Annotated in this window: 2 protein-coding genes; both read left to right on the plus strand. The window is 66.1% G+C overall.

All coding sequences use genetic code 11. The features are described from left to right. Positions 1–62 precede the first annotated feature (62 nt). Positions 63–10,262 carry a non-ribosomal peptide synthetase gene (locus tag LQ215_RS07125; protein WP_230148342.1) on the plus strand — a complete coding sequence of 3,400 codons (10,200 nt, stop codon included), beginning with the start codon at positions 63–65 and terminating at the stop codon, positions 10,260–10,262. Continuing rightward, positions 10,259–14,095, plus strand: a complete 3,837-nt coding sequence (locus tag LQ215_RS07130) for a non-ribosomal peptide synthetase (protein ID WP_230148344.1) — start codon at positions 10,259–10,261, stop codon at positions 14,093–14,095. Before LQ215_RS07125 ends, LQ215_RS07130 begins: the two co-directional genes overlap by 4 nt. The last annotated feature ends 1 nt before the right edge of the window (position 14,096 follow it).

Consider the following 14,096-nt stretch of genomic DNA (forward strand, 5'->3'; position numbering starts at 1 on the left):
CCCGCGCGGCGCCGGGATCGACTCACTTGAGTTTTCAAGACTTTGAAATGGACCAAGCAAGCATGAACAACATCGAAGATATCTACTCCCTTTCGCCGACCCAGCACGGCCTGTTGTTCCACAGCGTCTATGAACCGGATTCGCGGGTGTATTACCAGCAGTTGAGCCTGGACATGAACGGCCCGCTGCAACTGAGCGCGTTTCGCGCTGCCTGGCAGGCGCTGATGCAGCGCCACGCGGTGCTGCGCAGTGCGTTTCTCTGGGAAGAACTGGACGATGCCTATCAGGTGGTGCAACAGGAAGTACCGCTGCCCCTGACCGAACTGGACTGGCAAGACCGCGCCGAACCACAGGCCGCGCTGGAACAGTTGGCACTGGAGCAACGGGCGCAACCCCTGGAGCTCAATGACTCGCCGCTGATGCGCGTGTGCCTGGTGCGCCTGGCCCCCGAGCGCTGGCACCTGATCTGGACTTTCCATCACATCCTCATGGATGGCTGGAGCGTCGGCATTGCCGTCCAGGAGTGGCTGGCGCTGTACTACGAACAAGCCCATGGCCGCCCCGCCGACCTGGCGCCGACCCGCCCTTACCGGGACTACATCGCCTGGCTGGCGGAGCAGGACATGGCCGCCACCGAAGGCTTCTGGCGCGAGCAGTTGCAGGACGTCAGCGAGCCGACCCCGCTGCCCACCTTCGCCGAACGCCAGGCAGCACCGGCAGGGGCACCGTTCGCCGAGCGCGAAAGCCTGCTGGCGGCCAGCGAAACCGAGCAACTGGCGCACTTCGCCCGTCAGCACGACCTGACCATCAACACGCTGATCCAGGGCGCCTGGGCACTGCTGCTGGGCCAACACGCCGGGCGTGATGACGTGGTCTATGGCGTCACCGTCGCCGGACGTCCGGAGAACCTGGCGGCGGTGGACAGCACCGTCGGGCTGTTCATCAATACATTGCCGTTGCGCGTGCAATGGGCTGACGCGCCGACGCTGGTGACCTGGCTGCAACACTTGCAGCAAGCCAACAGCGATCTGCGTCACCACGCCTACCTGCCGCTGGGCAAGCTCAAGTCGATGACGCGTATCGCCGCCGAACAGGCGCTGTTCGACTCGATCCTGGTGTTCGAGAACTTCCCGGTCACCGACGCGCTCAACCAGGACACCGGCGGCTTGAGCTTCAGTGCCCCGAGCAGCGACCAGCAGGCCGACGGCATCACCCTCACCCAAGGCCGCAACCACTTCCCGCTGTCGCTGATCGTGGTGCCGGACACACAACTGCACTACCTGATCAGCTACGACCGCAGTCGCTTCAGCGATGCCGAGATCGCGGTGTTGTCGGCGCAATTGCGCGCCATCCTGTTGGCGATGACGGCGCAAGGGCAGTGCCGGGTCAGCGAGCTTGAGTGGCTGAGCCCTGAAGAACGCCAACAACTGCTCGCGCAGGGTCGCGGCGTACAACTGCCGGTGCCCGCTGCGTGCCTGCACCAGCGCTTCGAACAACAGGTGGCCGCGCACCCGGAACACCTGGCGGTCCGCGACCGTCAGGTCGCCCTGAGCTACCGTGAACTGGACCAGCAGGCCAACCGTCTCAGCCAGTATTTGCGCGCCAAGGGCATCGGCCACGACAGCGTCGTGGCACTGGCCCTGGAGCGCAGCGCCGAGTTCGTGATTGCCCTGCTGGCCACCCTCAAGGCCGGCGCCGCCTATCTGCCGCTGGACCTCAAGCAGCCCGCCGGGCGCCTGGCCGACGTGCTGGTGGACAGCCGCGCCGCGCTGCTGATCGGCGCGTCCGCCTCGCCCCTGCTCAAGGGCCTGGCCGAGCACACGCCGACGCTGTGGCTGGCGGAACAAGCCGAGGCCATCACCTCGCAGCCAGACACGCCACCCACCGTGGCCCACAACCCGACTGACGCCGCCTACGTGATCTACACCTCGGGCTCCACCGGCACCCCCAAGGGGGTGGTGGTCGAGCACCAGTCCATCGTTGATTACCTGACGGCGGTGCACGCAGTACTCAACCCACCGTCGGCGGCCCGTTACGGCTTGCTGTCGAGCATCGCCGCCGACCTCGGACACACCCAGCTGTTCGGCGCCCTGTGCAGCGGCGCCAGCCTGTTGCTGGTGGATGAAGACAGCGGTTTCAGCCCCCTGGCACTGGCCGAGCTCTTCGAGCAACATCCGGTGGATGTGCTGAAGATCACCCCAAGCCATCTGGCGGGCCTGTTGCAGGCGCTGCCCGATGCCCGCCTATTGCCGCGCGCCCTGCTGGTCTTCGGTGGCGACGCCCTCAGCCCGGCCCTGCTGGAGCAGGTCAACCGCCTGGCCCCAGGGCTCAGGGTGTTCAACCACTATGGGCCTAGCGAAGCGACGGTCGGGGCGATTGCCACCGAACTGCCCGCGGGCCTGCGCAGCATCGCCCTCGGCCGGCCGCTGCCGAACCGCCGACTGCAAGTGGTGGATGCCAACGGTCGGTTGGTGCCCACCGGGGTGTCCGGTGAGCTGCTGATCAACGGCGCCCTGGCCCGGGGTTACCTGCACCGCCCGGACCTGACCGCCGAACGCTTCCACCTCGACGCCGATCAGCAACGCTGGTACCGCACCGGCGACCGCGTGCGCTGGCAAGTGGACGGCCAACTGGCGTTCCTCGGTCGGGTCGACAGCCAGGTCAAGATCCGTGGCAACCGCCTGGAACTGGGCGAAGTCGAGGCGCAGCTCAAGCGCCTGTCGCCGCTGATCGAACAGGCGCTGGTCCGCGCCGTCGAATTGGACGGCAGCCTGCGCCTGGTGGCCTACCTGGTTGCCAGCCAGTCGCTGTCCGCCACCAAGCTGCGTAACGACCTCGCCGCGCGGGTGCCGGACTACATGGTGCCGGCGCACTTCATCACCCTCGATGAACTGCCCCTGACCCGTAACGGCAAGGTCGATGTCCAGCGCCTGCCGCTCCCGCAAAAACCTACGGACGACAGCGCCACCCACGTTGCCCCGCGCAATGAAGTCGAAGCGCAGTTGGCCGCCATCTGGCAAGAGGTGCTGAAGCTTGAGCGTGTCGGCGTGCATGACAACTTCTTCGCCTTGGGCGGCGACTCGATCATCAACTTGCAGATCATCGCCCGCGCCAACCAGCAAGGGCTGAAACTCACGCCTCGCCAGCTCTTCGAAAACCGCACCATCGCCGACATCGCCCGAGTGCTGGGCGCCGATGCCAGCCAGGGCGTGGCACAAGCCATTGCCGATGGCTACGAACTGCCGCTGGCCGCCGGGCAATGGGCGCGCTTGCAACAAGGGCCGTTGCACGCGACTTGGCGTTGCGTGGCGCTGACCCAGGCAATCGATAGCGAGCTGCTGAGCCAGGCCATCGGCGCTTTGCAGCAACACCACCAAGCCTTGCGCCTGGCGCTCAAGGCCCTGCCGGAGGGTGAATGGCAGCAACGGGTGCTGGTCGCGGCCAAGGCCCCGGTCATCACCACCGAAACACTTCAAGCCTGCGCCCCGGCGCAACTGCAAGCCCTGGCCCAGGCCGGTGTCGACGCGCTGGACTTGGACGCCGGCCAAACCCTGCACGCCAGCTTGCTGGAGGTAAACGGCAAACATTCGCTGCTGCTGGCCGCTCATCCGCTGTGCCTGGACGAAGCCTCCTGGGCGCTGCTGCTGACTGACCTCAACCTGGCCTTGGCGCAACTGCGTTATCAGCGGCCGGTGCGCCTGTCCTACGCCGGTGGTGACTTCACCCAGTGGACGCGGCACCAACAGGCTCACGCACAAGGCGATGCCCTGGACGACGCCTGGGAGCATTGGCTGCAATATGCAGGCGCGGAACCGCTGCAACTGCCTGACAGCCAGCAACCGGCCAGCGTGATCGAACAGACCCTGGCAGTCGCCACCTCAGGCGAACTCAAGCGCCTGGGCGAAGTGCTGCAACTGGACTGGAACAGCCTGTTGGCCGCGGCCGTGGCCGAACAGTGCCGTGAACTGTGCGGCAACGGCCTGATCGCGCTGAGCGTGCACGATGCGCGGCCGAGCGTCGAGCGCTTGCCGGTCGCGGCGCCGATTGCCATGGCCGACCTCGACCCGTTACGCATCGTCGGGCCGCTGGCACTGGCAGTGCCGTATTTTCTCCAGCCCGAAGGCGACAGCCTGCTGCAACGCTTGCAGGCACTGGCCGCGCAGATGCGCGCCTACCCGCAACACGGCGTCGACTATGGCGCCCTGCGCTACCTGTCGGACAACACCTACCTGCAAGAACCGCTGCGCGACCTGCCGGCGGCCTCGGTCGCCATTCGCTGGCTGGGCAACCTCGACAGCCATCGCGAAGCGCGCGGCATCCTGGCCCAGGTCGAAGCCGCCAGCCCATCGGCAGCTTCGCCTTGCCCATTGACCCTGGACGCCTGGTGGCAGGATGACTGTCTGCACCTGCGCAGCCAGGGCACCCTCGCCGCCGACTGGGCACCGCGCCTGGCTCAACGCTTGGGCGAACTCGCCGAACTGGTCGCCGCACCGGACCTGCGCCCTGCCAGCCAGGCGTTCCCGTTGTGCCACAAGCAAGCAGCGACCCTGGCGGCCGAGCCGCTGGACTGGTTGAACATCGAAGATGTCTACCCGTTGTCGTCGATGCAACAGGGCATGCTCCTGCACACGCTGTTGCAACCCCACAGCGGCATCTACCTGATGCAACAACGCTACAGCTGGGACGGGGTATTGCAACGCCCGGCGATGGAAGCCGCGTGGCAGTTGTTCCTCGAGCGCCATCCGATGATGCGCACCGCCTTCTGGTGGCAGGACGACCATGAGCCGCTGCAATGCGTGTACCGCCAAACCCATCGGGCGTTCGACTGGCAGGACCTGCGCCATCTCGACGAAGAACAGCAGCGCCTGGCCATGGACCAGGCCCTCGAAGCACAACGCCTGCAAGGTTTCGACATGGCCGGTGCGCCACTGACCCACCTGCGGGTGTTCCAACTCGACGAGCGACGCTTCGCCGTGGTGCGCAGCTTCCACCACATCCTGACTGACGCCTGGTGCTTTGGCCTGCTGATGGAAGACCTGCTGGCGATCTACCAGGCCATCGTGCGCCAGGAACCGGTGGCCCGTCCGCGCTTGCGCTCGTTCCGCGGCTACATGAGCTGGCTGGAACGCCATGACATGGCCGCCGCACACGCGTTCTGGCAGACACAAATGGCCGGTTTCAGCGAGCCGACGCCACTGCATGTGGACAGCCCCGCGGCCGGCCCGGAACAGGCGCCGGAACAGGTCGGCGACTTCGACCAGACCCTGAGCATCGCCCAGACCCAACGTCTGCAGCAGCTGTGCCAGCAATACCAACTGACCCCCAACACCTGGATCCAGGGCGCCTGGGCGCTGTTGCTGTCGCGCTACAGCGGCAACCGCGACGTGCTGTTCGGCGTGACCGTCGCCGGCCGCCCGACTGACCTCGCCGGTGTAGAAGAAATGGTCGGGCTGTTCATCAACAGCCTGCCACTGCGTATCGATGTCGACCCACAAGCGCCAGTGGCCGACTGGTTGCAGGCGCTGCTGTCGCACAATGCGCAATTGCGCGAACACGAAAGCGCGTCGCTGGTGGACATCCAGCGTTGCAGCCAAGTGCCGCGCGGCCAGCAGTTGTTCGACAGCCTGGTGGTGTTCGAGAACGCGCCACTGGACATCAGCAGCGTGCAACTGGATGCCTTCAGCATCGATATCTACGAAGACCGGGTGCACACCAACTTCCCGATGACGGTGGTGTTGTACCCCGGCGACCGCCTGGGCATTCGTTTGTCCTACGACAGCGTGCGTTTCAGCACGGACACCGTGCAGCGCATGCTCGGGCATCTGGTGCAGTTGCTTTCGAACATGTTGGAGACACCGCAGGCGCCCCTGGGCAGCCTGCACATGCTGCCCGAGGCGGAACGCCGGCAGTTGCAGATCGACTGCAACCGCAGCGACGTCGATTTCCCGCTGGAGCGCGGCTATGCAGCGCTGTTCGCCGAACAAGTGCGCAGCCGCCCGCAGCACCTGGCCGCGGTATGCCAGGGACAATCGCTGACCTACGCAGAACTGGATCGCCGCGCCAACGCCATCGCCCATGCGTTGCAAGCCGCCGGTGCCGGCCCGGAAACCCTGGTGGCGCTGTTCGCCGAGCGAGGCCTGGCCTTGCTGACGATGATGATCGCCACGCTCAAGGCTGGCGCCGCGTTCCAGGCGGTGGATATCCAACAGCCTCACGCCCGCCTGGCGGAGCTGCTGGACCTGGGCGAAGCGCCGCTGTTGCTGGTGTGCGAGCACGCGACCTCGGCACTGGACAACGTCCTGCCGCAGATGCGCCAGCAACCCACCTGCCTGATCGCCCAGGCACTCTGGCAAGGCCGCGAACAGCCGCCGGTCAGCTACGCGCATAACCCGGATCAACTGGCCTACGTGATCTTCACCTCCGGTTCCACCGGCACGCCCAAAGGTGTGATGGTCGAACAACGCGGCATGCTCAACAACATGTTCGGCAAGGTCCCGAGCCTCGGCCTGGGTGAGCACGACCGGATTGCCCAGACGGCTTCGGCGGCGTTCGATATCAGCGTGTGGCAGTTCCTCGCCGCACCGCTGTTCGGCGCCACCGTGCACATTCTTCCCGATGCCCAGGCCCACGACCCTGTGGCCTTGCTCGACGCCGTTCAAGAGCAGCAACTGACGCTGCTGGAAACCGTGCCGGCGCTGATTCGCGGCATGCTCCAGGAAAGCCACGCGCACCACAGCCTGGCGAGCCTGCGCTGGCTCTTGCCTACCGGTGAGGCATTGCCGCCGGCCCTGGCGCGAGACTGGTTCGCCCGCTTCCCAGCCATCCCGTTGATGAACGCCTACGGCCCCGCCGAATGCTCGGACGACGTCGCCTTCTACCCCATCACCCAAGCCCCGGCCGACGACTGCCTGCACATGCCCATCGGCAAGCCGACCGCCAATAACCAAGTGTTCGTCCTCGATTCTGCGCTGCGCCTGGTCCCCATCGGTGTACCCGGCGAGTTGTGCATCGGCGGCGTCGGCGTCGGTCGCGGCTACCTGCGCGACCCGCAACGCACCCGCGAAGCCTTTGTCCCGCACCCATTCCAGGCCGATGCGCGGCTGTATCGCAGCGGTGACATCGGCCGGATGCGCGCCGACGGCGTGATCGAGTACCTCGGCCGTCGCGACCAGCAAGTGAAGATCCGTGGCCACCGCATCGAACTGGGCGAGATCGAAAACCGCCTGATGCAACACCCGGCGGTGGACAGCGCGGCGGTGCTCGCGCTGCCCGACGCCCGCGGTGCGTTGCAACTGGTGGCCTGGTATGTGCTCGACGAAGCGGCCGACCTCGGCGATGCGTCCGCGCAACAGGTCTTGAGCGCTTACCTGGGCCAGCAACTGGCAAGCTACATGGTCCCGGCCCGTTGGCTGGCCCTTGCGCAATTGCCGCTGAACGCCAATGGCAAGGTCGACCGTCGCGCCCTCGCCGCCCTGGGTCTGCCCCAGGACGAGACAGCGCAAACGCAAGGCGTCGCGCCGCGTACGCCAACCGAGAAGGTGCTCGCCGAACTCTGGCAGGAAATCCTCGGCCTGGACGACGTCGGTGTGCACGACGACTTCTTCGCCATCGGCGGTCACTCGCTGCTGGCCACCCAGGTCTTGTCGCGGATTCGTCGACGGTTGAACGTGAACCTGCCACTGCGCACGCTGTTCGAGCGTGGCACTCTCGAACAATTGGCCCAGGCGGTCGATCAGCAGCGCAACGCCCAGACCGAAGTCGACGGCGACAGCGAGATGGCCCTGGCGCCGCGCAACCAGCCGTTGCCGCTGTCCTACAGCCAGCAACGGTTGTGGTTCCTGGATCGCTTCGAAGGCCCCAGCGCCGCCTACAACATGACCACCACCGTCAGGCTGCGTGGCGCGCTGGACATCGCGGCGCTGCAAGCGGCGTTGCAGGCAGTCTTCGAGCGCCATGAATCCTTGCGCACGGCGTTCCACCTCCACGGCGACCAGCCTTGCCAGATCATCAGCCCGGCGCCTGTGGTGGACTTGACGCCGACCGAGCTGAGTCAGCTCGACAGCGAAGAACAGGCACAAACCCTGCAACGCTTGATTGCTGAACAGGCCGCACGCCCGTTCGATCTGCAACAGGCGCCGATGCTGCGCGCCAACCTGCTGCGCCTGGGCAGCGATGATCATGTGCTGCAACTGGTGCTGCATCACATCGCCACCGACGCCTGGTCCATGGGCATCCTGATGCAGGAGCTGATCGTCGGCTACCAGGCCCGCACCAGCGGCTCGACACCGGTGCTGCCGGTGTTGCCGATCCAGTTCGCCGACTATGCCTACTGGCAACGCAGCGAAGCGCAACAGCGCCTGCTGGCACGGGCCATCGACTACTGGCGCCGCCAGCTCGACGGCGCGCCAACGCTGATCCCGCTGCCGCTTGACCAGCCACGCCCGACGCGCCCCGACTACCAGGGTGCGGCGCTGGAGCAACGCTTCACCGCGGCCCAGACGCAGGTGCTCAAGGCCTATGCCCAACAGCAACGGGCGACGCTGTTCATGGTCTTGCTCAATGCCTTCAACAGCCTGTTGCAGCGCGCCACCGGGGCCAACGATTTTATCGTCGGCACCGACCTGGCGAACCGCGAACATCCGGCCCTGGAACACCTCATCGGCTTCTTCGTCAACGTGTTGCCGATCCGGGCCCGCCTGAGCGAGGGCGAAACCTTTGACGCCCGCCTGCAACGCTTGCGCGAGGATTGCCTGGCGGCGTTCCAGCACCAGCAAGTGCCGTTCGACAAACTGGTCGAGGCGTTGCAGCCGCCGCGTACGCCAGGGGTCAATCCGCTGGTCCAGGTGCTGTTCGTCATGCAGAACACGCCCAGCGGCAATGCCAGCCTGCCGGACCTTGAGGTGGAGCACTTGGTATCGCCCCAGGAAAGCAGCAAGTTCGACCTCGCTGTGTTTGTCGAAGAGGATGAGGAACAAGGCCTGAACGTGCGCTGGGTGTATCGCACCAGCGTATTGCAAGAGCAGACCCTCCAGCGCCTCGAACAAGGTTTCGAGCACCTGTTGGAACAGCTCATCGCAGCCCCGGCGCAGGCGCTGGACCAGTGGTCGTGGCGCTTTGAAGGCAGCAACGCTGGCGCCACGCCTGATTCGCCGCTCGACGAGGCCTCGGCCCGCAGCGCGCGCAAGCAGTCGAAACTGAGCAAGCTCAAGCAGACCCGTGCAACCGCCGTGAGCCAGGTGGCCCACGAGCAGGTCCGTACCCGCACCCTCAACGCCGGGCAAGCCTTGCCGTTGGTGATCGAGCCGTTGCTCGGCGACCTGGACCCGGTGCACTGGGCGCTGCAAGCCCGGGAATGGATCAATGCCCAGTTGCTGACCCACGGTGGGCTGCTGTTCCGGGGTTTCAACCTGCCGGACGCTGGCGCTTTCGAACAATTCGCCCAGGCCATCGAACCCGACCTCTACGGGACCTACGGCGACCTGCCGAAAAACAAGTCCGGCAAGAACATCTACCACTCCACGCCGTACCCGGAACAGCACATGATTCTCTTCCACAACGAGAGCTCCCATCTGCCGCAGTGGCCACGCAAGCAGTGGTTCTATTGCGAAACGCCGGCACCGCGCGGCGGCTGCACGCCCATCGTCGATTGCCGGCAGGTGTTGGCGCGCTTGCCCGAGGACATCGTCGCTCGCTTCAAGGCCCTGGGGCTGCTTTATGTGCGGCACTTCACCGACAAGCTGGATGTGCGCTGGCAGGACTTCTTCAAGACCGAACAGCGCGAGGAAGTCGAGCGCCAATGCCTGGCGTCGGGCATGCGTTGGGAATGGCTGGGGGCCGACAACCTGCGGATCGCCCAGCATTGCCCCGCCATCGTCGCGCATCCCGAAACCTTGGAACTGTCGTTCTTCAACCAGGTGCAACTGCACCACACCGCCTGCCTGGAGCCGGAAGTGCGCAGCAACCTGATCAGCCTGTTCGGCCCCGGGCACCTGCCCCGCAACGTCTACTACGGCGACGGCAGCGTGATCGAAGACGCAGTGATGCAAGTGATCGGCGAAGCCTATGAAGACTGCGCGGTACGTTTCAGTTGGCAAAAGGGTGACATGGTGATGCTGGACAATATGTTGGTGGCCCACGCCCGGGATCCCTTCGAGGGCGAGCGCAAGATCTGCGTCGCCATGGGCCAGATGATGCGTCGCGAACAATTGACCGGGAGCCTGCCCGACGCACAGCCGTCGCCGGCTGCGGAGGTGCAGGCATGAGCGCCTTCGAAAAACGTGAAGAAGCCTTCGCCCTCTCGCCGCAACAACGCAGCCAGTGGTTGGCGGGGTCGCCAGCGGCGCGCCTGGAATTGGAAATCAAAGGCCCGTTGGCCCTGGAGCGCCTGCAGCAGCGCCTCGTTGCCCTGAGCACGTGTCACGAGGCCCTGCGCCTGCGGGTGCGGCCCGAGCCGGGCCTGCTGATGCCGTTGCAGGTGGTTGAATCCACCGCCATGGCTGCGGACGCCATCAGCGTCGAGGTGCACGCGCTCGGGGCCGATCGCCACCGGGTGACACTGCAGCTGCAGGCACTGAGCGCCGATCGCGGAACCTTGCTGCGCCTGGCGCAGGCTTTGGCCTCGACCGATGCACCATCGGTGGATGACGAGGCCATGACCTATACCCAGTACAGTGCCTGGCTCTACGAGTTGCAGGCCGATGAAGACGCCGAGCCTGGCCGGCACTTCTGGGCCAGCCAGGCCCTGGACGAGCCGGCCGCCAGCGAGTTGCTCTACCGCCAGGTACGCAGCGACCGCCCCGACGCCTCGGTCATCACTCGCCTGAGCGCCACCCCGCCGCTGAGCATGGCCCTGGAGAGCTTTTGCCAGCGTCACGACGCATCGCCCGAGCAGGTCTTGATGACGGCCTGGGGCGTGCTGTTGCAGCGCCTGAGTACCGGCGACAGTCCGGCACTGACCTTGAACTGGGTCCACGATTGCCGCGACGACTACGAAGAACTCGCCGACTGCTGGGGCTTGTTCGCCAAGCCCCTGCCCCTGCGCTGGCAACCGGCGGCGGACGGCCAGTTTGCCCAGGCGCTGGCGAACCTGCAGGTGCTCTGCGAGCAAGCCACGGAATGGCAGGAATACTGCGGCGTCAGTGCTGCACTGCCGGCCGACGCCTCGCCGTACGGTTTCCAGTGGGGTGGGCAGTTGCCCGATCGGCTCGACACCTTGGGCAGCCTGGCCTCGACGCTCACCGTGCTGGACGCACAAGCCGTCCCCGCGGGCATGGAGCTGCTGCTGGTGGCCGAAACCAGCGCTGGCGGCTATCGCCTGAACCTCTGCCACCTGCCGAGCCGCTACAGCGAACAAGCCGCCCTGGTCCTGTTGGAGCAGTTCCAATCGCTGCTGCTCGATGCCCTCGCCAACCCGGGCAAGCCCTTGGCCGAGCTGTCATTGCAGTCGCCAAGTTTCACCGCGACGCTGGCCGCCCTGCAGGCGCCAGTCGACGTCGCGGCGCTGCCGTTTAGCAGCGTGCCGGCGCGCTTCGATGCGTGTGCCGCGCAGTTCCCCGAGCACTTGGCCCTGCGCGATCACAGCGGGCCACTGAGCTACGCCCAATTGCAGGCCCGCAGCAACCAACTGGCGCATTACCTGCGCGCTCAAGGCGTGGGTCGCGAAGACCGCGTGGCGTTGTACCTGGATCGCTCGGCGCAGATGGTCCTGGCCATGCTCGCCGTGCTCAAGAGCGGCGCGGCGTTCGTCCCCCTGGACGTGCATCAGCCGGCACAGCGCTCCCTGGCCATCCTGCAACAGGCGCAGCCGGTCTTGGTCCTGAGTGGTTCGGCCGGCAGCGCCCCCGCGTTGCCCGGCATCGGCAGCCTCGACCTGCGGGATGAGGCGACCTGGCAGCAAGCACCCACCACGCCAGTCGACATCGAGATCCAAGCCGAGGACGCGGCTTACGTGCTGTTCACCTCCGGCAGCACCGGCACGCCCAAAGGCGTTATCGTCGAGCATCGGCAGCTCGCCAGTTATGTCGCCAGCGTGTCCCGCCGCTTGGGGCTGGCGCCCGGCGAACGCAGCGCGGTGGTGACTTCCCTGGCGGCCGATTTGGGCTACACGTTGCTGTTCCCGGCACTGCTCAGCGGCGGCGAATTGCACCTGCTGGACAAGGAAACGGCGATGGACGCCCAGGCCTGGGCTGCCTGGCAGGCGCAGTACCCGATCGACCACCTGAAGATCGTACCGTCGTTGCTCGACGCCTGGTTGATTCACGCCCAAAGCGCTGCCGTGTTGCCACGCAAGCAATTGATCCTCGGAGGCGAAATCTGTTCGCGGCGCCTGTTGCAAAGCATTCGCGACCTCGCGCCGACGCTGGCGGTCTTCAACCATTACGGCCCGACCGAAACCACCGTTGGCGTGGTGATGCACAAAGCCGAGCCGGCCATGGATTATCGCCGCCTGCCGCTGAGCGACCGTCTCGACGGCATGCGCCTGTACCTGCTCGACGAGCAGCAAGCGCTGGCCGCCCCTGGCCAAAGCGCCGAGCTGTATATCGCCGGCCCGCAACTGGCCCGCGGTTACCTGGAGGCACAACAAAGCGCCGGGCGTTTTATCGAACTGGCGCAACGGCCTGGCGAACGCCTCTATCGCACCGGCGACCTGGCCCGCTATCGCCATGACGGCAGCCTGGAAATCACCGGACGCGCAGACCGCCAGGTAAAAATCCGTGGTTTCCGTGTGGAACTCGACGAGATCCAGGCGCAACTGACCGGCCTTCCCGGTGTAGCCCAGGCTGCCGTGGAATGCATCCCCCGGGGCGAGCTCGGCCAGCAACTGTTCGCCTTCATGACCCTGGCGCCCGGGCATTCGACCACCGTCGCCCGGCTGCATGGCCAGGCCCAGGATTGCTTGCCGGACTACATGCTGCCCACCCTGCGGATCGTCGAAGCCTTGCCGCTGATGGGCAACGGCAAGCTCGACCGCAAGACCTTGCAGCAATGGGCCGACAAAGTCCTCGACACGGTCGGCAGCGCCTTGCCCCGCACGCCGCTGGAAGCCCTGCTCGCCGACGTCTGGGCACAGGTGCTGGGCCTGGAGCGGGTGGGCATCGACGATGACTTCTTCGAGCTGGGCGGCCACTCCCTGGCAGCAGTGACCCTTGCCAGCCGCTTGCAGACCGCGCTGTCGGCACCGGTGACGGTCAATGCGGTGTTCAACGCCCCGAGCGTCTCGGCGTTTGCGGCGCTGGTACAGGCCGAGCTCAAGCTCTCGCCGCTGGTCCGGCTGTCGGCGCCCAACGCCGTTGAAGCCGCCAACCTGTTCTGTTTCCACCCCTCCACCGGCCACGTGCAGGATTACCGCACGCTGCTGGCGCCGCTTTCGGGCTGGCACCTGTGGGGCTTGCAGGCGGCGTACCTGAGCGACGACAGCGCAACGCTGGGCGGCGATATCGAGAGCCTCGGCGCGCTTTATGTCGAGCACCTGCGCCAGCAGCAACCGCAGGGGCCTTATCACCTGCTGGGCTTCTCCCTCGGCGGCCTGCTCGCGATTGCCGCAGCCGCGCGCCTGGAACGCCAGGGCGAAGAAGTGGCGTTTCTCGGTATCATCGACTCGCAATACCAGCATCAGGCGCCGGAAAACAGTGTCCAAGCACTGCTGGAATCGGCTACCCAAGCACTGACACCGGACAGCCAGGCCGTGTTGCGCCAGTTGCCGCCGCCGATCATGGCCGCGTTGCTCGCGCAACTGGACGCCCTGCCCCCCGCGGCACGCCTGCCGGAACTGGTCCAGTGGGCACGGCAACAAGGCCTGCAACTCGATGGCGACAGTTGGGAGCATTTGCAAACGCGGCTGCGCTACCAGCAGCATACGCAACATCTGCTGGCGACTTTCCAACCTGCCCGGCTCAGTTGCCCGGTGCATGTCTGGTGGGCCAGCGACACCCTGGACCAGCCTGACTTCGCCGACCCGCAGTGGGAACGCCTGAGCAGTGGGCCGCTGACCCGCGAGGTCATCGCCGCACAACACCTGACCATCCTTGAGCAACGCGCCTTGCATGAACAATTGGCGGCGCGCCTCATGGCCATTGCTACACACGGAGCGGTTTGAA

Source organism: Pseudomonas brassicacearum, assembly GCF_918698105.1.
GTDB lineage: Bacteria > Pseudomonadota > Gammaproteobacteria > Pseudomonadales > Pseudomonadaceae > Aquipseudomonas > Aquipseudomonas brassicacearum_F.

Bases quoted from the DNA above. Each gene is read 5' to 3' on its own strand.
- LQ215_RS07125 (WP_230148342.1), top strand. From the start codon at position 63: ATGAACAACATCGAAGATATCTACTCCCTTTCGCCGACCCAGCACGGC.
- LQ215_RS07130 (WP_230148344.1), top strand. From the start codon at position 10,259: ATGAGCGCCTTCGAAAAACGTGAAGAAGCCTTCGCCCTCTCGCCGCAA.